Genomic DNA, 22,120 nt, shown 5'->3' with positions numbered 1-22,120 from the left:
ACCGTGCGATGAACAGATCGTGAGGAGTGCACGTTGCTGGGAATGGTGCTGGCCGCCGGGGCCGGAAGACGCCTGCGGCCCTACACCGACACGCTGCCCAAAGCGCTCGTGCCGGTCGACGGGGACACCACGATCCTCGACATCGCGTTGCGCAACCTGGCGGCGGTGGAGCTGCGGGATGTCGTGGTGATCGTGGGGTATCAGGCGCAGGCCGTACACGAGCGGAAGGCGGCGCTTGAGGAGCGGCACGGGGTGCGGCTGACGCTGGTGCACAACGACAAGGCGGAGGAGTGGAACAACGCCTACTCGTTGTGGTGCGCGCGGGAGCACTTCGCCAAGGGCGCGCTGCTGGTCAACGGGGACACCGTGCATCCGGTCTCGGTCGAGCGCACCCTGCTGGACGCGCCGCACACCAGCGACATCCTGCTCGCCGTGGACGACGTGAAGGCGCTGGCCGACGAGGAGATGAAGGTCACCCTCAACGACGGCGCGCTCAAGCGCATCACCAAGCTGATGGACCCGGCCGACGCGTACGGCGAGTACATCGGCGCCACCCTGATCAGGCCCGCTGCCGCCGCGAAGCTCGCCGACGCGCTCCAGGCGACCTTCGAGCGCGACCCCCAGCTCTACTACGAGGACGGCTACCAGGAGCTGGTCACCCGCGGCGAGAGCATCCACGTGGCCCCCATCGGCAAGGTCGACTGGGTCGAAGTCGACAACCACGACGACCTCGCCAAGGCCCGCACGATCGCTGGCACCTACATTTAGGGAGGTCAAGTGCCGATTCTGGCAAGAATGCTCCCCGCGCCGCTCCACATGGAGGTGCGCAGGGGCGCGATCGCGCAGCTCGGCCCGCTCCTGGCCGACAGCAGGGTGGCGACGTCCGGGCGGGTGGTGGTCGCGGTCGGCGCCGGCCAAGGGGACAGGATCGCCAAGATGATCGCGCCTTCGCTCGGCGAGGCGCGGGTGCTGCGGGTGCCGGACGGCTCGGTCGACGCGGCCATCTCGCTCGGCGCGGACCTGCGCAAGGGCGGCTACGAGGCGGTCGTGGGCATCGGCGGCGGCAAGACCATCGACTGCACCAAGTACGCGGCGTCGCTGGCCGGGATCCCGATGGTGGCGGTGGCCACCAACCTGTCCCACGACGGGATCTGCTCCCCGGTGGCGTCCCTGACGCACGACGGCGGCAAGGGCTCGTTCGGGGTGCCGATGCCGCTGGCCATCATGGTGGACCTGGACTTCGTGCACGACGCGCCCCCCGCGCTGGTGCGCTCCGGCGTCGGCGACGTGGTCAGCAACCTGTCCGCGATCGAGGACTGGCAGCTCGGCAACAGCGAGCGCGGCGAGCCCATCGACGGGGTCGCGGTGTCGATGGCCAGGACCGCGGCCGAGGCCGTGCTGGGCCAGCAGGCGTCGATCGAGTCCGACCATTTCCTGACGATGTTGGCCGAAGCTTTGATCCTGTCGGGGATGTCGATGGTCATCGCCGGGTCAAGCCGTCCGACGAGTGGCGGAGACCATGAGATCCTGCATGCCGTGGATCAGCTTTTCCCCGGGACGTCCAACCATGGCGAGCTGGCCGGGATCGGCGCCGCGTTCTGCTACTTCCTCAGGGAAGACGACGCGCGCCTGACCCAGGTCATCGACTGCCTGCGGCAGCACCGGCTGCCCGTCACCCACGCCGACATCGGCCTGACCGCGGCGCAGTTCGCCGAGGCCGTCACGCTGGCCCCCGCCACCCGGCCGGGCCGCTACACCATCCTGGAACACCTTCGGCTCTCCGAGGCCGAGATTCGCGATCGGGTTGAGGGTTATGTCGACGCCGTCCGTGGCTGAACTGCGCGCGAAGGCGCAGCCCGAGATGACCATGGAGCGGCGCAACGGCGAGCACTGGGCCGGGCTGCTCTACATGCGCAAGCTGTCCATCTACGTGACGTGGGCGCTGGCCAAGACCCGGATCTCACCCAACCAGGTGACCGGGCTCATGATCCTTTCCGGTCTGCTGGCCGGGGTCGTGCTGGCCCTGCCGGGACTGGCGGCGGCGATCGGGGCGGCGCTGCTGATCCAGCTATACCTGCTGCTGGACTGCTCCGACGGCGAGCTGGCCCGCTGGACCGGGCGGACCTCCATCACCGGGGTCTACCTGGACCGGGTCGGGCACTACTTCGCCGAGGCGGCGCTGCTGATCGGGCTCGGCTTCCGGGCCTCGGAGACGATGCCGGACTGGTATACCGTGCTCGGCTTCGCGGCGGCGCTCGGGGCGATCCTGATCAAGTCGGAGACCGACCTGGTGGACGTGGCCAGGGCCAGGTCCGGGCTGGTCGCGGCGACCGAGGCCTCGGCCGCGCAGTTCCAGTCCGCGAAGATCCGGATGGCCCGGCGGGCGGCGGCGGCGCTGCGCTTCCACCGGGTGATCCAGGCGGTGGAGCTGTCCCTCATCGTGGTGGTCGCGGCCGTGCTGGACCTGTGGTTTCCGGCCACCCGCATCCTCACGGTGGCCTGCGCGATCATCGCGGGCGTTCAGCTCATCCTGCACCTGGTCAGCATCCTGGCGTCCCGGCGGCTGGCTTGAAACCAGCTCTACCGGACACTTGCCGTTTGGTGGGTGTTCGCCGACGGTTCCGATACCCTTATTCCGCAGCTATAGGTATAGATCCGGATTTGACCGCCCATACAGACTCGGTGATCATGGAATCGTGTGTTACCCGCCCGGTGTTGGGGCGATGACGCGATGAAGATTTCGTGTGTCATCCTCACCATGGGCAACCGGGTCGCCGAGTTGAACCGGGCGGTCGAGTCCGCGCTCACGCAGGTCGACGGCGATGTCGAAGTGGTGATCATCGGCAATGGCGCGGACGTGCCCGAGCTGTCCGCCACCCCGCCGCCGGGTTCCGCGGCCACCGTCAAGACGGTCCGGCTGAGCCACAACGCGGGCATCCCCGAAGGCCGGAACCGGGGCGTGCAGGAGTGCTCCGGCGATGTCGTGCTCTTCCTCGACGACGACGGGTGGTATGCCAGCGACAAGGTCGCCTCCCACGTCCGGGACCGGTTCGCGGCCGAACCCGACCTGGCGGTGATCTCCTTCCGGGTGATGGACCCCGACGGCAAGGTGGTGCAGCGGCGGCACGTGCCCCGGCTGCGCGCCGGCGACCCCGAACGCTCCTCGCCGGTGACCACGTTCCTGGGCGGCGCTTGCGCGATCAGGCGCTCCGCCTACCTGCAGGTCGGCGGCCTGCCGGAGAAGTTCTTCTACGCGCACGAGGAGACCGACCTGGCCTGGCGGCTGCTCGGCGAGGGCTACCGGATCGAATACGACGCCGAACCCGTCATGTATCACCCGCTGGTGCTGCCCAGCAGGCACGCCGACTTCTACCGGCTCAACGCCAGGAACCGGGTCTGGCTGGCCCGCCGCAACCTGCCATGGCCGCTGGCCGTGCTCTACTTGCTCGACTGGGTGGTGCTCACGCTCGCTCGCGAGCGGTCGTCGATGGCGCTCAAGTCCTGGTTCCGCGGCTTCGCCGAGGGCCTGCGCGAACCCGCGGGCGAGCGCCGCCCGATGACCTGGAAGACGGCCTGGCACATGTTCCGCCTCGGCCGTCCCCCGATCGTCTAGACGGCGGGCCCGAAGCTCATCCGCAGGTGGGCGATGGTCGCGGTCATCAGCGCGTGCTTGGGCAGGCCGAGCTCGCTCAGCTCCTTGGCGATCGGATGGTTGCCCAGCCGGATCAGCGCCCCGCCGGGCCGCGCCCGCACCCCGCTCGGTCTCATCGTCCAAGTCGTGCGGCGGGTCACCCCGTCCAGCTGGGTGTAGGCGTGCAGCGGCGCCACCTGCCGCGGCGGCAGCGGCAGCCCCGGCCGGATCAGGATGTCCAGCACGAGCCGCCCGTCCCGCCGCACCACACACCGCTTGTACGGCGAGGACAGCCGCAGATCGATGTCCGCCAGCTCCTTCGGGAAACCCCAGATCTCCCGCCCCGCCGCCATCGTGAAGACCTGGTCGACCGGCAGCCAGTGCACGAACACCCCGGACCCCGCCGTGCGCAGATCGGTCAGCCCCGCCCGGAGCGAGCGCCGTGGCGGCGGCCCGGCGTCCGGCGGGCGCACCAGGAAGGTCACCCCGAACTCGTGGTAGGAGTCCAGGTCCGACTCCCGGTATTCGGCGAACATCAGCGTGCACAGCGCCTTGCCGGGCAGCACCTCGGTCACGTCGAGACCCGAATACGCGATCACCGCTCGGGCGGCGTCGGCCCGGACGAGATACATCGCGGTGCACGCCGTCGCGTCCCGGATCTCGACCGGGAGGTCGATCCGGCGGCCCTGGATCTGATGGCTTGCCATATCGTCCAGTAGACCAATCGTTGGCCTGAGCCGTACAGGCCTCAGGCCGGAACGGCGCGGCGGGCGCTGTGGGTGGCGACCGTGCTGGGCACGTTCGCCCAGGCCTCCAGGTGCCCCACGAACTCGGCCGCGCGGTCCGGCCAGTGGTAGTGGGCCCGCGCGTCGGCGTGACCCGCGACGCTGAGCGCCGCGCGCCGCGCCGGATCCGCCTTCAAGTCGAGTACGGCCTGCGCCGCCGCCTCAGGATCCCCGAACGGCACGAGGACGCCGTTGCCGTTGAGCGTCTCCACCGCCCGGGGCAGCGGCGTGGAGATCACCGGGACGCCGCGCGCCAGGTATTCGACGACCTTCGTCGGGAGCGACTCCCGATGGGCGGGCACGTCGTGCAGCAGCGACAGACCCGCCAGCGCGCCCTCGGTCATCCGGAGCGCGTGCTTGTTGGGCACATACCCGAACCAGTCGAGCAGCCCGGAACGCTGGGCGTCGCGCAGCTGCGGGCGGATGTGCGGGTCGGCCGGACCGATCAGGTCCAGCCGGATGCCGTACGGGCGGAGCAACCGGGCCACCTCGATCAGGTCGGCCGCGCCCCGGGTCTCCGACAGCCTGCCGAGAGCGACGATCCGGTTGTCGCCCGCCGGTTTGGCCACCTCGTCCGGCACGTACGTGTGATTGGGCACCACCGGGTGCTCGCGCCCGAACCGGGGCGCCGGCTCGGCCAGGATCAGGTGCAGCCGCCGCTCCGCGCGGGACTCGAGCCGCCGGATCAGGCGGGGCATGGTCCGGCCGTTCATCCGGGCGGCCATGTCCTCGTGCACGTCCCACACCGTCGGCGGGCGGTGGCGGGGCAGGGCCAGCAGCAGGTCGAGGTCGTGCACCAGCAGCAGGTCGGCGTCCCGGGCGCCGCGGCGCAGGGCCGTACGGGCGGATCTGAGGGCGCGGGCGCGGTGCAGGCCGACGGCGCGGGGCACGTCGATCGCCCGCAGTTCGGGCGCCGGGGTGACGTTGCAGTCGGTGAACGGCGCGACGTAGGTCACCTCGTGCCCGGCGTCGAGCAGCGCGCGGATCTGCCGGTGCATGATCCTCGCGTCCTCGGGATGGCGGGTGACCGTGCCGACGCATACCTTCATAGAGCGAGGCTGACCCCCGGTTCCGACGTATCCGGATGCGTCACGTTAATCCGGGCCGAACTACCGCTGAACTTCCGGCTTCTGATCGTCGGGAACGGCCACCTGCGGGGTCGGTTTGCGATAGAGCCAGGTGAAGCGCGGTTCGAGCAGCCACTTGAAGAGCGTCCTGGTGACCGGCAGGCACAGGATGATGGCGACCACGAACGCGCCCGCGATGATCGCCAGTGTGCCGATCGGGCCTTCCAGCCAGGGCAGCTTGAGCCAGCCCAGCTCCTTGGCGATCAGGACCGGGATGCCGTGCAGCAGGTAGCAGTAGAGCGTGCGGACGCCCAGGTCGGAGAACCAGGTCTCCTTGCGCGGGATCAGCGCCAGCACGGCAGCGCACAGCACCAGCACGCCGGCCAGGAAGGCCAGGCGGAAGCCCATGCCGTACCACCAGGTCATGTTGAGGTCCTGGTAGCTGAAGCGGAAGTAGAAGACGCTCAGTTTGAGGCGGGACGCGTAGACCGCCAGGAAGCCCACCCAGACGGCGAGCACGATGGCGCTGAGGATCTTGACCCAGGTGCGCTTGAGGAAATCGAAGTGCTCGGGCTTGAGGACCATGCCGAGCACGAAGAACGGCATCAGCCCGAAGAACCGGTCCATGCTGAAGTCCTGCTCCAGCTGGGAGAAGCCGGAGAACAGGTAGACCCCGATGGCCACCACCAGCGGGTAGCGCATGCGCTTCCACACCGGCGTGGTGAGCCGCCACAGCAGCAGCGCCACCAGATACCAGTTCAGCCAGGCCGGGTCGGTGATGGTGAGGCTCCACTTCTGGCCCAGCGCGTAGCGGAGCACGGCGTAGCCGACCTCGACGATCACGTACGGGATCAGGATGGTGTCGACCAGCTTGTTGACCTTGCCACGGGAGTCCCAGAAGGTCCGGGACAGGTACCCACTGATCATCACGAACAGTGGCATGTGGAAGGAGAAGAAGAAGATGTACGCGGCCCGGTTGGCGTCGTCCCCCACCGTGTCGCGCAGCGAGTGCGAAGCCACCACCGTCGCGATGAGCAGGAACTTCACATTGTCCAGGTACGGCTCGCGCTGCTTCTTCGGCGGTGCGGGCGGCTCCGGCTCCTCCTCCCACTCAGAGCGTGGCTGCGACCACGGCGTGCCCCGGGTGGGGATCTGGTGCTGGGTGCCCTGGGCCCAGGCGGGCAGCGGGATCGGGTCGTTGGGGTTGCGCGCGTAGTCCGTGGCCGGGTCGTAGGAGCCGGGGGCGGCGGGCTGGTCGTAGGGGTTGCGGCGGCGCCACGGGCTCCACTCGTCGGGCGCGTTGATCGGGCCGCCGGGGTGCTCCGGCCACTGCGGGCCGGGATGTTGCGGGCCGGGGTGTTGCGGGCCGGGGTGTTGCGGTGGGGCCGCTGGTTGGCCCTGGGCGCGGGCGGGGGGATAGTTCAGGTCGGGCGCGTAGGGGTCGGCCGGGGGGATGCGCGGCGCGGGGGCGGGGAAACCCGGCGTGGGCGCTTGCGAGATGCCGTGGGTTCCTTGGGCGCCCTGGGCGCCCTGAGCGCCGTGGATGCCGTGGGTTCCTTGAGTGCTCTGAGCGCCGTGGATGTCGTGGGTTCCTTGGGCGCTCTGAGCGCCGTGGATGTCGTGGGTTCCACGGACGCCCTGGGGGTCGTAGATGTCGTACATGCCCTGGGTTCCCGGCATGCCCTGGGCGCTGTGGATGCCCTGCGTGCCGTGGACGTCCCGGGTGTCCCGGGTGTCCCGGGTGTCCCGGGTGTCCTGGATTCCCTGGGTGCTTTGCGGGCCTAGGGGGTCGTTGTAGCCGTAGGGGTCATTCGGCTGAGGCGGCCGGGGGGCCGTTCCGCCCCCGCCTGCACCGCTTCCGCCGCCAAAGTAGTCGAACGACGGGGGCGCGCTGCCGGGCTGCTCATGAGCTCCCCGGTTGCGCGGGCGGCGGACCGGGAGCGGGTCGCCGGGGCCCTGCATGGGCGGCGGTAATTGCCGTTCGGGTTCGCCTCCGCCCGGAGGAGCGGACATGTCGTCGGTGATCCTGGTGATCACGCCGGTCGGTTCGTCCTCGACGATCCGTCCCATCACGCCCGTTGGCGCGTCTTCGACGTCAGGGTCGACGTCAGGTCGCGAAGCCGGAACCGAGGGACGGTGTCGGAGCTCACTCACGGGGAAACGCTCAGCTATCTGTCGGAGACTGGGGGGCCGGCCGTGAGCCGGAGCAATCCGAGTCACGCCCTAGTCGGACATTAGCGAAGGCGCCCCAGAGGATCAGGCGAACCTGGGAAGCGGGACGCGTCCACAAGAGCCTCTACTTTACCGCGCCCCGCCGCCGAATGTCCTCTCAGGTAGGGAACGTGATCAATGCGACATCGGGCCGGAGCGGGAATTCGGTCCACTCCGGCCCCTGATATCAGGTCTGGCAAATGTCGGTGTCGGCGTCGACCGTGGACGCGTCCTCGGTCGCCGAGAGCGGGATCTTGACGCCCTTGAAGTCCTTGCCGATCACCAGCTGGATGACCGGGCCGATGGCCTTCTTGTCCGCCCCCGGCGGCGGCGTGGCCGCCGTGTACGCGTTGACGGCCGACCCCTTGATGGGCTTGGTGTCCGGCTTCACCTCGTGCATCATGACGCCGGCGAGGAGCTTCGAGCCTTCCCAGCCCGCGCCCTTGTAGCTGATCGTCGTGGTCGGCAGGTCGAGGCCGTCCGCGCCGACGCCGTTGCCCAGGGTGGTGACCTTGTACCCCTGCGCGCTCAGCTGGTCGGCGACCTCCTTGGCCTTGCCGGCGGTGTTGGTGCCGTTGATGACCTGCACCCTCACCTGGGCTGCCTCGGTGGGCTTGGGAGTGTTGTCCACCGGCGCGGACGGGTTCGCGGACGCGGCGGGCTTGTCCGGCACGACCTCGGTGTCGGTGATGATCGAGGAGAACAGGTTCTTCGCGCCCGGCTCCTTCCACTGCACCCGGTTGGTGTCCCCCGGGTACGCCTCCCACGGCACCGTGGTCGCCTTGAAGCCCTTGGCGGTCAGTTTGCGGGCGCTTGCCGCGATCTCGAGCAGCCGTTCGGTGTTGAGCCGGTCGTCCATCTGGACCGACTTGGTGGCCGCGTCGATGAAGGCGGTCAACCGGCCCACGTCGGTCAGGATGGCGCTGCTGGTGGCCTTCTTCACCACCTGCGTGATGAAGATCTGCTGGCGTTTGATCCGGCCGATGTCGCTGCCGTCGCCGAGCTGGTAGCGGGCCCGCACGTAGGCCAGGGCGGTCTCGCCCTTCACGGTCTGCTCGCCCGCCTTGAGGTTCAGCTTGGCCTTCGGGTCGACCACGGCCTGCGGCACGCAGATGTCGATGCCGTCCAGGGCGTCCACGATGCTCTTGAAGCCGGTGAAGTCGACCTTGATGTAGTGGTCGATCGGGATGTCGGTCAGCGCCTCGATGGTGCGCCGGGTGCAGATCATCCCGCCGTTGTTGAACGCCTCGTTGATCTGGGCGAGGTGGCTGGGCTTGATCGCACCGGTCTTGGCGTCCTTGCACTCCGGGATCTGCACCATCGAGTCACGCGGGAAGCTGATCAGGCGGGCCCCGTCCCGGTTGGGCGTGATGTGCAGGAGCATGATCGTGTCGGTGCGCTCGGTGGTGTCTTCGCGGGAGGCCTTCTGGCCGTACTTCGCGTTGTCCCCGGCCCGGGTGTCGGAGCCGACCAGGAGCACGTTGATCGCGCCGGTCTGGTTCTCCGGGCGGTTCTTGTCCAGCTCGTCGGTGGACTTGCCGTAGTTGATGTTGGAGCGGGTGCGGGCGTAGAGCGTGTAGGCGGTGAACGTCCCCAGCACCATCAGCGAGATGAGGACCACGCTGGTCCAGCCGAGCGCGCCCAGTCCGCCGCCGCCCTTACCCTTGCCCTTCTTGGCGGCGGGTTTCGGGGGCGGGCCCGGCGGGCTCCCGATCGAGGAGCCCACGGCCGCCGCTGCCGCGGTGGCGGGAAGCGGATCGTAGCCGTCGTCGGCTTTCTTGCGCCTGCCCCAGCGCAGCCGGCGCGGCTCCTCGTCGTCATCGTCGTCGAAACGATCGCCGACACCCCAGCGATGCTGCTCGAAGTCCGGATCGGGGCCTTGCTCCGCGGAGCGCCGCCGCCCGCGCGGGGCCGGCTCCTCGTAGGGCTCCTGCTCGTATTCCTGCTGCCCGTACGGCTGCTGCTGATACGCCTCGGGCGGGTATCCCTGCTGCTGGTAAGGATCCTGCTGGTAAGGATCCTGCTGGTACGGGCCGGGCGGATACGGCGGTTGCTGCGCCTGGTAACCCTGCGGCTGCTCGTACTGCTGGGGGTTGTACTGCTGCTCATACTGCTGGTCGTACTGCGGTTCCTGCGGGGGGCGTCGGCGGCGGGAGCCGTGGCCGTAGGTGACCGGCTCGCTGTGGGTGCCGTAGACGGGCTGGTCGCCGGTGCCGTAGGCGTGCGGGCCTGTCTCCGACTGCCCCCAGACCGGCCGGTCTGGATCGTGCGAGGGGCGGTGCCGGTGGTCGCTCATACCGTCTCCTCGCGTGACGTCGCTTCGAGGGCACGGGCGAAGCGGAGGCTTGGTTTGCTGGTTCGCTCGCTCATTGCGCTCTTGAGGGTAGGTCACCGAACCGGGTCACGGCGCGGCGATCTCGGGTTTTCGCGGGGGTCCCACCCGAAGGTTCGCCCGGGTGATCTAGCCGCACAGCATACTCAAACAGGGACATTTCACGGTATGCGACTGGGGTCTGCTTTACCTGGAGTTCACGAAATTCGCAGGTGAGCTGGGATGGATCGGCTTATGTTCGGATCTTGTGACGTGAGGTCAGGGAGAGAGCGGCGGCCAGACAGGCGAGCGGGACGGCGGGTAGGACATATCGGTAGTCGAAGACCGCCGTCGCCACAGGGACGACGAGGAGAGCCCAGGCGAGGGCGTAGGGCAGCCCCCAGCGGCTGTCGGTGGGTTGCCGCCGGAATCGGGTGGCCGCGGCGATCGGCGGGATCAGCAGGATGATCAGCACGAGGGTGCCCGGTAGGGCGGCGACGTCCTGATATGCGCGGATCCAGGCGGCGTAGGGCTCGATGACCTGGGTGGCGATGGGGCCTCGCTCGTACTCCTCGGCGAGTTCCGCGCCGACGGTGGCGACGTAGCGTTGCGGAGGGGGTGGCGTGTGGGCCGGGAACTCGTAGTGGGCGTAGACCTCGGGGTCCGGATATATCGGGCGGCCGAGGACGAAGGTTCTGCTCAGCTCGGCCACGAGGGAGGAGGCGTACTCGACGGGCTGGCTCTTGATCGCCAGCAGGGCGAACCGCTGGGCGAGGGCGTCGTTCTCCTGGGAGAAGGTGATTCCCGGCAGTTTGACCAGGGGTGACTCCGGCTCCCAGGCGTAGAACTGGGGTGGCGGCCGTTCGCCTGGCGGCCTCGGGTCACAGAGCACCGCGACGTCCGGTGGTGGGCGCATCACCGCGCAATCCGCGAACGTCATCGTCCGGACATACAGGAACACGCCGTTGGAGCCGACCAGGCCGGTGCGGTGGTAGGTGGCGTAGAACCAGCCCGCGTACGCCGCGATCGGCAGGAGAGCACCGGCAAGCATGACCGCGACCGATTTGAGCCCGCCGTATCGGAAAAGGAAGAAGCCGAAGACGACGACCAGCGGAAGGCCGATCGTGCGAGTAACGGTCGCGGCGGCCAGAACCACCCCGATGATCAGCGCCCGCCGCCAGCCGAGCGGGCCAATCCCCAGCCACGCCGCCAGCGTGATCAGGAACATGAAGAGCGTGTCCGATACGAGCAGGTGTTCCAACTCGATCTGGTATGCATCCAGCAGCACCGGCGCGGCGGCCAGCACCCCCACCCACGGCTTCCATCGCCGCACCACCACATAAACCAGGACAGCAGTGGCCACACCCAGCGCATGCTGGACGAACGCCACCACCGCAAAACTGTGAAACGGCTCGAACAGCCGCAAGAACATCGAATACCCCGCCGGCCTCACCAGATCCGGCCGCGGGCGCATCGCCGTCACAACATAGCTATACGAATCCGGAAACCACAGCGCAGGCCGATACCCCAGCATCACCCCCAGCCGCAGCACCACCCCAACCCCGGCAACCGCGACGAACCACCGATGCTGCCTTAGCCACGGCAAAACCGCCCGGCCATGAGCGAACTCGACTCCGGTGATGGATTCTGCCTGGGTTGCCACGCTCACACCCCTCGATGGACTGCCCGATCACGCTACCGGTCGGCGCCTCCCAGGCGGGCGTCGGCGAATGGCGGAGGGCACCGCCTCCCTCGTCATCCGGCGCACCTTTGCGAGCGTTGAGAGGGCACGCTCATCCTCGCCATCCGGCGCACCTGGCGGGGGTCGGCGGATGTCGAGAGGGCGCCACCCGCCCCCGTCGTTCCGTGCATCCTTTGTGAGCGTTGAGAGGGCACGCTCATCCTCGCCATCCGGCGCACCTGGCGGGGGTCGGCGGATGTCGAGAGGGCGCCACCCGCCCCCGTCGTTCCGTGCATCCTTTGTGAGCGTTGAGAGGGCACGCTCATCCTCGCCATCCGGCGCACCTGGCGGGGGTCGGCGGATGTCGAGAAGGCACCACCCGCCCGCATCATTCGGCGCACCCTTGCTGGACGTCTGCGGATGTCGGAGGGGGCCGCTACGCTCGCGTTATTCGTAGGTTCGGGGTTGATCGTTCGTGGTGGCCGTCGGCGGGCAGGGTGCTTGCCGTTGGGTCGGTTGTGCCTGTGTTCGTGTTGGTGGGGTGGTTGCTGGCGGGGTTGCCGCTGGTGTTGGCGGGGTGGTTCTCGCCGGGGGCGATGGCGGTGGTGGGGGTCGCGCTCGCGGCGTTGGTTGTCTGGTATGGGGTGCGGTGGTTGCCGGAGACGGTGGCGGCCACGGGGGCGCAGGTGGGGGCGATCTTCGCTGTCTCGGTGGGGTCGGGGGTCTTCAACGCGGTCTTTCACAGTGAGCAGTTGATCGTCCGGCGGGATCCGGCGAGTTACGCGCAGTATGCGATCTGGCTGGCGGGGCATGGCCGGGTGCCGATTCCGGAGGACGTCGCGGCGTTCGGGGGGCCTGATCCGGCGTTGCGGTTCGACAGCATGGGGTTCTTCGCGCAGGACGGTGTGGTGGTGCCGCAGTTCATGCCGGGTGCGCCGATCCTGCACGCCGTGGGGGAGTGGCTCGGCGGGCTGTTTCTGGCGCCGCCGGTGCTGGGGGCGTTCGCGGTGCTGGTGTTCGCGGGGGTGGTCGCCCGGCTGGTGGGGGCGCGGTGGGCGCCGCTCGCGGCGTTGACCTTCGCGGTGTGCCTGCCGATCCTGTACACGTCGCGGACGACGTTCAGCGAGATTCCGTCGCTGATCCTGCTGTTCGGCGGGATCGCGCTGATGCTGGACGCCCGGTTCCGGGTGCGGAGCGGGCTCACCGGGGTGGGGTATCTTCCGGCCAGCCGTGAGGATCAGCCGGTCGGGGCGATGCGAAGCGCGCTGCTGGCGGGGTTGGCGTTCGGTCTCGCGCTATTGGTCCGGATCGATGGACTTCGTGATGTGCTGCCGGTGCTTGGCTACGGGGGACTGCTCATCGCGCTCGATCGGGTCTCCCGGGCCTCAGATAAACGGATATTTCCGGATGGGCGGCTTGGCGTCCCGCTGCTGGTCGGGCTCGGGATCGGCAGTGGTTGCGGGTTCGTCGCGGGATACGTGCTTGCTCGTCCGTATCTCGAATACCTGTCCGACTCGTTGGTGCCGCTGCTGGCGATCTGCGCGGTCGTCGTTGTGCTGACCGTGGCCGGAGCCGCCGTCGCTCCCCGGATCCGCTGGCGGCCGGTCAAGCGCTTGCCCGAGATCGCGGCCGCGCTGGTCGGGCTGATCGTGTTCGCGTTGGCGATCCGGCCCTGGGTGCAGACCGTGCGGCGCGACCCGACCACTCCCGAGGACGAGCTCACCGCCAGGTTCATCGAGGCCACCCAAGCCGCCAACGGCCTGCCCATCGACCGCACCCGGCTGTATTACGAGGAATCCCTCTATTGGGTGATCTGGTATGTCGGGGTGCCCGTGGTCGTGCTGGCGACGCTGGCGGCTGCCGTACATGTCCGGCGACTGGCCCGAGGGGGCGGCTTCGTCTGGCTGCTGCCACTGGCGATCATCGGCTGGACGGCGGTGACCACGCTCTACCGCCCCGGGATCACCCCCGACCATCCATTCGCGTCCCGCCGCCTGGTGCCGATCGTGCTCCCCGGCCTGATCCTGCTCGCCGTCTGGGGCCTGCGCTGGCTCCGCGACCGCGCCCGCCGCTCCGGCTACGGGTACGGCTCCCGCCTCTCCCGCCTTCTTCTCGGCGCCGGAATGGCCCTGATCCTGGCCCCTGCCGCCATCACCTCGTTCGGCACCGCCTTCACCCCGATCGAACGCGGCGAATCCACCGCCGTCGCGGGCCTCTGCCAGGCCATCCCCGCCAACTCCGCGGTCCTGATCGTGGAACGCGTCACCGGCGACCGCTTCACCCAACTGATCCGCGGCCAATGCGGCCACCCGGCAGCCCGAGTTCGAACACTGACCGGCATCCCCGCCGAGATCCTGGGTGACATCCCCGCCGAAACCGACGTCCACCGCCTGATCGCCGCCATCCGCGCGACCGGCCGTACCCCGGTCCTCCTGGCGGCGGAACCTTCCCAACTAACGCCTTACGGTCCACCCGCTCACGTGCTGACCTTGCGCACCCGCCAGGACGAACGCTCCCTCACCAGCCCCCCTGACGGCACCTGGACCCTCAACGTGAACGTCTGGATGTCAATTCCGGTTTGACCGGCTTCAAGCTGATCACGATAGTTCGACCATGGACGCGGAGGACTTGTCCCTGGGCGAACCGGAAGCCTGGTTCAGGCGGCACCTGCCAGCGTTGATCGCGGTAGTCGCCATCGGTGCCATCGTCACGGCAGGCTGGTTCTTCCAGCGCGCCGAGCCGCCGCCGACGACGCGCCAGGCCGTGCTCAAGTCCTTGCCGCCGCCCGAATCCTGGCCGACGCAGAACCGCTTCTACATCCAGGTGTGTGCGAATAAGGTCCGGACGCCCCGATGCGCCGGCAAGAACGCGACCAAAGCCGATCTGATGGCGATCATGCTCGTACGCGATCCGCGGACCACGGCACTCCGGCCCTACGATTCGCTCGAGCGATACCACCGGCGAACCAACGAATATCTCTTCGACGACGCACCCTCCGGCCGCCTCCCTCGAACGGACGTGAATTTCTTCGTGGGCTCGGTCCGGAACCCGGCCGACCTGCAGCCGATCATGACTCTTTACCGCGAGATGGCCGGCGTCGACTGGGTGGATCCGCTGCCGGTGAACTTCTGGGAGTACAACGCCGATGTGCAGGTCGGGCTCTGCGGCACGCTCGGCTGTGCCGGGCGCGGACCGGCGACCGACGCGGAGAAGGAGGCGATCCTCGCCCGCGTCCACGCCCTCCCCAACATCGAGGCCGTCTACTTCGAGGACCTGGCCCACCTGCGGAGGACCTACGAGACGAATTTCGCCGACGCCGAGCCGCTCTACACGGCACGTGCGCCCTACGGGGAGTCGTTCTACGTCAAACTCAAAGAGTGGGGATCGGCCTTCGAGACCATTCGCCTACTGGGCACGATGCCGGGCATTCGTCGTGCTACCACGGTGGATCCCATGCTTCCTCGGAACTGATGTGGGATCGCGAAGCGGCCGGGCAGAGTACCCTCGACCGACGTGAGCCTGTCCCCTGAGAGTGGAAGCGCTGTGGAAGCCACCCCCTACGTGACGATCGTCCTGCCCTGTTACAACGAGCAGGATCATGTCATCGACGAGGTCGAGCGCATCTGCGCGGCCATGGACGCGAGCGGATACAGCTACGAGCTGCTCGCCGTGGACGACTGCTCGAAGGACGAGACGCTGGCGCGCCTGCACGAGGCGGCCCCCCGGTTCCCGCACATGCGGATCAAGGCGTTCCACCGCAACGGCGGCTCCGGCACGGTCCGGCGGATCGGGTCGCAGGAGGCGCGCGGCGAGATCGTCGTGTGGACCGACGCGGACATGACCTACCCGAACGAGCGCATTCCCGAGCTGGTCCAGATCCTGGAGAAGGATCAGACGGTGGACCAGGTCGTCGGGGCGCGGACCTCGGAGGAGGGGTCGCACAAGCTGCTGCGGGTGCCCGCCAAGTGGGTCATCAGGAAGGTGGCCGAGCGGCTGGCCGGGCAGAAGATCCCCGACCTCAACTCGGGGTTGCGGGCATTCCGGAAGTCGGTCGCCAGGCCGTACCTGCGGCTGCTGCCGCCGGGGTTCTCGTGCGTGACCACGATCACGCTGGCGTTCCTGTCGAACCAGCACGATGTGTACTACCTGCCGATCGACTACGCGAAGCGGGCCGGGAAGTCGAAGTTCAGCTTCTTCTCCGACGCCTACCGCTACATCCTGCAGGTGCTGCGGATGATCATGTACTTCAATCCGCTCAAGGTGCTCATGCCGCCCGCGCTCTGGCTGGTCGGGATCGGCGGGGTCAAGGGCGTGTACGACGTGGTCCGCTACGGCTTCTACCTGACCAGCAACACGATCGTGATCTTCCTGTCCGGCATGCTCATCGGGTCGGTGGCGCTGCTGGCGGACCTCATCGTGAGGTCCAGGGGCGAATGAGGATCGCGATCGTCGGGCCCACGTATCCGTACAAAGGGGGCGGGGCTCAGCACACTACCGAGCTGGCGCGACGCCTCCGCGCGGCCGGGCACGACGTGGTCCTGGAGTCCTGGAAGGCGCAGTATCCGTCCTTCCTGTATCCCGGGCAGCAGACGATCGACGTGCCCGAGGGCGACCCGTTCCCGAACACCAACCGCGTCCTGGACTGGCGCCGCCCGGACGGCTGGATCCGTAGGGGTCGCTTGCTCCGCGACGCCGACCTGGTCATCCTCGTGCTGCTCAGCCCGGTACAGGTGCCGCCCTATCTCGGCATCCTGTACGGTTTGCGCCGCCACACCCGGGTCGTCGCCCTCTGCCACAACGTGCTCCCCCACGAGGGCAAGCCCTACGACCGCCCCTTGGTCAGAAACTTGCTCCGCCGGGTCGACTCGGTGCTCACGCACTCCGAGCAGCAGGCGGAGCTGGCGCGCGGGCTGACCGGCAAACCCGTGCGGGTGGCCGTGATGGCACCGCATCTGCCCGCGGGGACTTCGGCGAAAGCCGCCATTATCGAGCCTTTCCGGCGGGTTTTGTTCTTCGGGATCGTCAGGCCGTACAAGGGGCTGGATCTGCTGCTCCAAGCGCTGGCCAGGACGCCGGGCGTCGCGCTCACGGTGGCGGGGGAGTTCTGGGGCGGGGAGGAAACGACCCGCGCGCTGGTTGGCGAGCTGGGGCTGGCGGACCGGGTCGAGCTGCGGCCGGGGTACGTGGCCGAGGCGGATGTGCCGGGGTTGTTCGGCCGGGTGGACGCGCTGGTGTTGCCCTACCGGTCGGCCACGGCGTCGCAGAACGTGTGGCTCGGGCATGAGCACGGTGTTCCGGTCATCGCCACCCGGGTAGGGGCGCTTCCCGACAATGTGACCGATGACGTGGACGGGCTGCTGGTCGAGCCGGGATCGGTGGACGCGCTGGCGGACGCGCTCGGGCGTTTCTACGCGCCGGGCACGCTGGAGCGGCTGCGTGCCGGGGTCAAGGCCGTCGATCCCGAGCCTTACTGGGCGGGGTACCTGTCCGCGCTTCTCGCCAAGTATTAATGAGAAAGGCGTGATCTGGACAGCCGCAGCGGTGAGTCGCCTGGTCGGCGGTCATGCGGCTGTCTATGGGACGGTTTTCTCGTTAACCGACGCCGGGTCGCCGGTACTGTTGGTCCGCAGTCGATGAGGAGTGGGGGCCCGTGGGCAGGGAACGCGCCGCGCAGCTGGAGTACTCCGAGTTCCAGTCGGCGATGCTGGACGAGGCGAAGCGGCGGCGGAAGGCCGCCAAGATCATCGCGGTGCTCGGGCATTTTCTCGGGCGGCCGGGTGCTGAGCCGCTCGATGGACTGACTGTGGCCGATGTCGGGTGTTCCGCCGGGTTCATCGCCGATGAGCTGGCCGAGGCGGGTGCGCGGCGCACGTTCGGGATCGACATCGACGTGCCGGGGCTGCGCAAGGCGTCCGAGCGGTTCGGGAAGCGGGTCTCGTTCGTGTGCGCGGACGGGGGCGCGCTGCCGTTCCCGGACGGGTCCGTGGACGTGCTGGTTTTCAACCATATTTACGAACATGTCGTGGATCCTGATGCGGTGATCCGGGACATGCACCGGGTGCTGGCCGATGACGGCGTGCTCTATCTGGGGCTGGGCAACCGGCTGGGGATCATGGAGCCGCACTACAAGCTGCCGTTCCTGTCGTACCTGCCGCCCGGGCCAGCCGATCGGTATGTGCGGGCTTTCGGCCGGGCCGACCACTACTACGAGCGGTTCCGGACCCGGGGCGGGCTACGGCGCATGTTGCGAGATTTCCACATCTGGGATTACACCTTCCCGGTGTTGGCTTCGCCGGAGCGGTTCGCCGGGGGTGAGTTGTTCCCGGGGACGGTCGGGCGGGTCGCCAAAGCCACGCTGGAGAAGACGCCGCGCCCGGTTCTGGCGGGGCTTCTCCCGATTGTCCCGACGTACCTGTGGGTGGCCACCAAGACGGCGCGGCGACCGCTCGGTCCCGCGCTGCCGCAGCCACCGGAGCCGGTTCGTCCCCGGTGAACGTCCGCAGCCTGGTTCGGGTCGGATTCCTGCTGGTCGCGCTCGGGTTCGGCAGCTGGGCCGTCGCCTCGCAATGGGATCAGGTGGCCGCCGGGCTGGCGCGCCTGTCCTGGGGCCTGCTGGCGGCGTCGTTCGTCGCCGTTCTCGCGGCGCTGTTCGCGGGCATGCTGATGTGGCGTGCACTCCTGGCCGACCTGGGCTCGCCGCTCCGGATCACCGACGCGGCGAAGATCCTCTTTGTCGGACAACTCGGCAAGTACATCCCCGGATCACTCTGGCCGATGCTCGCGCAGATGGAGATGGGCCGCGACCACGGCGTCCCCCGCGAGCGCAGCGCCGCCGCCTTCTTCCTGACATATCCGATCTATCTGGCGAGCGGGCTCTTCGTGGCCGCCGCCACCCTGCCCGCGTTCGCGGGCGAATCCGTCGCCGAGTACGCCTGGCTGCTCCTCCTGCTCCCCCTGCTCATCGCCGGGCTCCACCCGGCGGTGGTGAACGGCGCGCTCGGCCTCGGCCTGCGGCTGCTCCGCAGACCGCCCATGGAACGCCCGCTCAGCCGCCGCGGCGTGCTCACCTCGGCCGGCTGGGCCTTCGCCGGCTGGGCCGCGTACGGCGTGCACCTGGCCCTGATCGGGTACGGCCTGGGCGCCACCGGACCACGCGCCGCGATCCTGAGCCTCGGCGCGTTCGCTCTGGCCTGGAGCCTCGGCTTCCTGTTCGTCATCGCCCCGGCGGGCGCGGGCGTACGGGAGCTCGCCATGATCGCCGCGCTCGCTCCCGTGCTCGACCGGGGCTCGGCCATCGCCGCCGCCCTGGTTTCCCGAGTGATCATCTCTCTGGGAGATCTGGTGTGCGCCGCCACCGCCGGATGGGCCGCCCGAAATCGCCGCCCGATCAGCGCAAACGCCGATAAATCCGTGGAATAGCCACGGAATCCGTATCCGGGCGGTATCTGGCCATGTGATTTCGCTCACGTATCGAGTAACCGGGCCATAGAGTTGAAGCCGGAAGGGCGAAGGGGGATCGGGCGGCGCCCACAAGGCGGTCCCACCCGGCTGTCGCGGGGATCTCCCACCGCAATTGCGACAAACGCGCTCGCGTCCGGTTCGAGGGTCCGGGCGGCTCGCGGTGAGGGGAGCGATCCTTCGTGAAACCCCGTGTGCTCGTCGACGCGGCGGCCGTTCCCGCCGACCGCGGCGCTCTGATCCGATACGTCGACGGACTTCTCGCCGCGCTGCACCAGGCCGGCGCCGATCTCGCCGTGGTGTGCCAGCGAGCCGACGCCGAGCGGTATCGGCGGATGGCGCCCTCCGCGCAGATCCTGCCGGGGCCGCCCGCCATCACCAACCGGGGCGCGCGGCTGGTCTGGGAGCAGACCGGCATGCCGGTGCTCGCCCAGCAGGCGGGGACGCAGGTGATCCACTCGCCCTCGTACTCGATCCCGATCGGGGCCGGGGTGCCGTCCGTGGTGACCGTGCATGACGTGACCTGGTTCACCGAACCTGAGTGCCAGGGCCCCGCGAAGGCGTCCTATCTCCGGTCCGCGACCCGTACGGCGGTGCGTGGGGCGAGTCGGGTGATCGTGCCGTCGAAGGCGACCAGGGACGAGCTGATCCGGGTGCTGGGGGCGGATCCGACCCGCATCGACGTGGCCTATCACGGGGTCGATCCCGCGCTCTTCCACCGGCCGAGCGAGGCCGAGGTGCGGCGGGTGTCGGAGCGGCTGGGGTTACACGGGTATCCGTATGTCGCGTCGCTGGGGACTTTGGCGCCGCGGAAGAACGTGCCGAATCTGGTCAGGGGGTTCGCGCAAGCCGTACAGGATCTGGCGGAGCCGCCCGCGCTGGTGCTGGCCGGGGGGCTGATCGAAGCGTCGGGGGGCGACGCCGAAGTGGACGAGGCGGTGCGTGAACTGCCGGCCGGGGTCCGGGTGGTGCGGACCGGCTACCTGCCGTTCTCCGATCTCGCCGGGTTCTACGGCGGCGCGCTGGTGGCGGCTTTCCCGTCGCGGGTGGAGGGGTTCGGCATGCCGGTGCTGGAGGCGATGGCCTGTGGCGCGGCCGTGCTGACCACGCGGCGGACCTCGCTGCCCGAGGTCGGCGGGGACGCCGTCGCCTACACCGAGCCGGACGCGGCCAGCATCGGCGCCGCGCTGCGCACCCTGCTCGACTCGCCCGAGCGCAGAGCCGCTCTCGGCGAGGCGGGCGCCGCCCGGTCGCGAGAGTTCACCTGGGCGGCGTCGGCGGAGGCTCATCTGGTGTCATACCACCGGGCACTGGAGCGTTGAGCTAACCTCACCCGTGTGACGGACAGTTCTTTGCTCGCGCCTCTTCAGGCGATCCTCCTCGTCGGCGGGCAGGGCACCCGGCTGCGGCCACTGACGCTGTTCACGCCGAAGCCGCTGCTGCCCACGGCGGGCGTGCCGTTCCTCGCCCACCAGCTGGCCCGGGCCTCGGCGTTCGGCGTGCGGCGGATCGTGTTCGCCACCTCGTACAAGGCGTCAATGTTCGCGGACGCGTTCGGTGACGGCTCGGCCTTCGGCCTGGAAATCGAGTACGTCACCGAGGACACGCCGCTCGGGACCGGGGGAGCCATCCGGAACGCGGCGCGCGCGCTGACCTGCCCGCCGGACGCGCCGGTGCTCGTGCTCAACGGCGACATCCTGTCCGGGCACGACATCACCGCCCAGGTGAACATGCACCTGTCCGGGGACGCCGCCCTCACCCTGCACCTGACCGAGGTGGAGGACGCGTCCGCGTTCGGCTGCGTGCCCACCGACGAGGACGGCCGCGTCCTGGCGTTCCTGGAGAAGACCCCGAATCCGGTTACCAACCGCATCAACGCGGGCTGCTACGTGTTCCGCCGCTCGGTGCTCGACTCCATCCCTCCGGACAAGGTCGTCTCGGTGGAACGCGAGACCTTCCCCACCCTCATCGACTCGGGCGACCGCGTCCTCGGCTTCGCCGACTCCACCTACTGGCTCGACGTGGGCACTCCCGCCGCCTACGTGCAGGGCTCCTGCGACCTGGTCCGCGGCATCCTCGCGTCACCCGCCCTCCCCGGCTCGCCCGGCGAATCCCTCCTCCTCCCCGGCGCCACCGTCTCCCCCGAGGCCAAGGTCACCGGCGGCTCCGTGATCGGCTCCGGCGCCACCATCGGCGCCGGCGCCCTGATCCGCGCCAGCATCATCGCCGACGAGGCCACCATCGCCCCCGGCGTCACCATCATGAACTCCGTCATCGGCCCCCGCGCCTCCATCGCCCAGGGCACCATCCTCCGCGACACCGTCATCGGCGCCACCGCCATCATCGGCCCCAACAACGAACTCACCTCAGGCGCCCGAATCTGGCCCGGCGTCGTCCTCCCCGAGGCTGCGATCCGCTTCAGCAGCGACGCATGACGGTCTGTGATCGGCTTCAGCAGCGATGCATGACGGTCTGTGATCGGCTTCAGCAGCGACGCATGACGGTCTGCGATCGGCTTGAGCTGCGAGGCGTGACGATCTGCGGTCCGGGGGGCTGCGACGCGTGACGATCTTTTATGGGAACCCTGGTCCCCCGCCGCTGGGCCCCCTTGGCGCCGGTACGGTGAGAACTGATCGCTTACGCAAACGGCGCCGGATAACGGCGAGTAACTCGGCGACCCGCTCCCGCCACCTAGCTGAGCGTGCTTGAATCAACCGTGCCCGAATCGTCCTTTGTTGAGCGGGTCTGGCGGCCACAGGGGGCGCTTGACCTGGGGCTGACGCTGTCGCCTCATCCTCATGGGGGCGGGGACCCGGCGTGGCGTCGCACGGCGGATGGGGCTACCTGGCGGGCTTGTCGGACCCCGGTAGGGCCAGGAACGCTGCGGGTGGCTTATCGCGGGGGGCAGGTGGATGCGGCTGCCTGGGGGGCGGGGGCGGAGTGGTTGGTGGAGACGCTTCCGGAGTTGTTGGGGGC

17 protein-coding genes are annotated in these 22,120 nt (G+C 69.1%); 12 read left to right on the top strand and 5 right to left on the bottom strand.

Annotated elements, in window-relative coordinates; translation table 11 throughout:
• Positions 1–33 precede the first annotated feature (33 nt).
• The 4 genes from Amac_RS50545 to Amac_RS50530 all read left to right on the top strand — a co-directional run bounded on the left by Amac_RS50545 (position 34) and on the right by Amac_RS50530 (position 3,613).
• Positions 34–768 (top strand): phosphocholine cytidylyltransferase family protein, encoded by a 735-nt coding sequence (locus tag Amac_RS50545; protein ID WP_155361572.1) that lies wholly within the window; start codon positions 34–36, stop codon positions 766–768.
• A 27-nt stretch (positions 769–795) separates the two neighbouring features.
• The gene (locus tag Amac_RS50540) at positions 796–1,836 is read left to right on the top strand and encodes an iron-containing alcohol dehydrogenase family protein (protein ID WP_155361580.1); all 1,041 of its coding nucleotides are present in this window, start codon (positions 796–798) and stop codon (positions 1,834–1,836) included.
• Positions 1,814–2,572 carry a CDP-alcohol phosphatidyltransferase family protein gene (locus Amac_RS50535; RefSeq protein ID WP_155361571.1) on the top strand — a complete coding sequence of 253 codons (759 nt, stop codon included), beginning with the start codon at positions 1,814–1,816 and terminating at the stop codon, positions 2,570–2,572. The genes Amac_RS50540 and Amac_RS50535 overlap by 23 nt, the downstream gene beginning before the upstream one ends.
• 159 nt (positions 2,573–2,731) lie before the next feature.
• Complete coding sequence (locus Amac_RS50530; protein ID WP_155361570.1) at positions 2,732–3,613, top strand: glycosyltransferase family 2 protein; 882 nt, start codon at positions 2,732–2,734, stop codon at positions 3,611–3,613.
• Here Amac_RS50530 and Amac_RS50525 read toward each other — a convergent pair.
• The 5 genes from Amac_RS50525 to Amac_RS50505 form a co-directional block, all read right to left on the bottom strand.
• A complete protein-coding gene (locus tag Amac_RS50525; RefSeq protein ID WP_155361569.1) occupies positions 3,610–4,338 on the bottom strand; it encodes an acetoacetate decarboxylase family protein in 729 nt (242 codons plus the stop codon). The genes Amac_RS50530 and Amac_RS50525 overlap by 4 nt on opposite strands.
• 41 nt (positions 4,339–4,379) lie before the next feature.
• Positions 4,380–5,465 (bottom strand): glycosyltransferase family 4 protein, encoded by a 1,086-nt coding sequence (locus Amac_RS50520; RefSeq protein ID WP_155361568.1) that lies wholly within the window; start codon positions 5,463–5,465, stop codon positions 4,380–4,382.
• Between the two features lie 60 nt (positions 5,466–5,525).
• On the bottom strand, positions 5,526–7,637 hold the full coding sequence (locus tag Amac_RS50515) for an acyltransferase family protein (RefSeq protein ID WP_155361567.1): 2,112 nt from the start codon (positions 7,635–7,637) through the stop codon (positions 5,526–5,528).
• A gap of 244 nt (positions 7,638–7,881) precedes the next feature.
• The gene (locus Amac_RS50510; protein ID WP_155361566.1) at positions 7,882–9,990 is read right to left on the bottom strand and encodes an LCP family protein; all 2,109 of its coding nucleotides are present in this window, start codon (positions 9,988–9,990) and stop codon (positions 7,882–7,884) included.
• Between the two features lie 268 nt (positions 9,991–10,258).
• Positions 10,259–11,668: a glycosyltransferase family protein gene (locus Amac_RS50505; RefSeq protein ID WP_155361565.1), complete on the bottom strand. Its 1,410-nt coding sequence runs from the start codon at positions 11,666–11,668 to the stop codon at positions 10,259–10,261.
• A gap of 542 nt (positions 11,669–12,210) precedes the next feature.
• Between Amac_RS50505 and Amac_RS50500 the strand changes: the two genes are divergently transcribed.
• The 8 genes from Amac_RS50500 to manB all read left to right on the top strand — a co-directional run bounded on the left by Amac_RS50500 (position 12,211) and on the right by manB (position 21,579).
• The gene (locus tag Amac_RS50500) at positions 12,211–14,268 is read left to right on the top strand and encodes a hypothetical protein (RefSeq protein WP_155361564.1); all 2,058 of its coding nucleotides are present in this window, start codon (positions 12,211–12,213) and stop codon (positions 14,266–14,268) included.
• 31 nt (positions 14,269–14,299) lie between these two features.
• A complete protein-coding gene (locus tag Amac_RS50495) occupies positions 14,300–15,157 on the top strand; it encodes a hypothetical protein (RefSeq protein ID WP_155361563.1) in 858 nt (285 codons plus the stop codon).
• Between the two features lie 72 nt (positions 15,158–15,229).
• A complete protein-coding gene (locus Amac_RS50490) occupies positions 15,230–16,123 on the top strand; it encodes a glycosyltransferase family 2 protein (RefSeq protein ID WP_155361562.1) in 894 nt (297 codons plus the stop codon).
• Positions 16,120–17,196 (top strand): glycosyltransferase family 4 protein, encoded by a 1,077-nt coding sequence (locus tag Amac_RS50485; protein WP_155361561.1) that lies wholly within the window; start codon positions 16,120–16,122, stop codon positions 17,194–17,196. The genes Amac_RS50490 and Amac_RS50485 overlap by 4 nt, the downstream gene beginning before the upstream one ends.
• A gap of 140 nt (positions 17,197–17,336) precedes the next feature.
• Entirely contained in the window at positions 17,337–18,179 is an 843-nt protein-coding gene (locus Amac_RS50480) for a class I SAM-dependent methyltransferase (protein ID WP_246269223.1), read from the top strand.
• The gene (locus Amac_RS50475; RefSeq protein ID WP_155361560.1) at positions 18,176–19,105 is read left to right on the top strand and encodes a lysylphosphatidylglycerol synthase domain-containing protein; all 930 of its coding nucleotides are present in this window, start codon (positions 18,176–18,178) and stop codon (positions 19,103–19,105) included. Before Amac_RS50480 ends, Amac_RS50475 begins: the two co-directional genes overlap by 4 nt.
• A 221-nt stretch (positions 19,106–19,326) precedes the next feature.
• Positions 19,327–20,466, top strand: coding sequence for a glycosyltransferase family 4 protein (locus Amac_RS50470; RefSeq protein WP_155361559.1), 1,140 nt, complete (start codon positions 19,327–19,329; stop codon positions 20,464–20,466).
• A 15-nt stretch (positions 20,467–20,481) separates the two neighbouring features.
• The gene (gene manB, locus Amac_RS50465; protein ID WP_155361558.1) at positions 20,482–21,579 is read left to right on the top strand and encodes a mannose-1-phosphate guanylyltransferase; all 1,098 of its coding nucleotides are present in this window, start codon (positions 20,482–20,484) and stop codon (positions 21,577–21,579) included.
• The last annotated feature ends 541 nt before the right edge of the window (positions 21,580–22,120 follow it).

The sequence above is a fragment of the Acrocarpospora macrocephala genome, assembly GCF_009687865.1.
GTDB classification, from domain to species: domain Bacteria; phylum Actinomycetota; class Actinomycetes; order Streptosporangiales; family Streptosporangiaceae; genus Acrocarpospora; species Acrocarpospora macrocephala.
The sequence above is the reverse complement of the archived record's forward strand: the minus strand, read 5'-3'. Positions and strand labels throughout refer to the sequence as shown.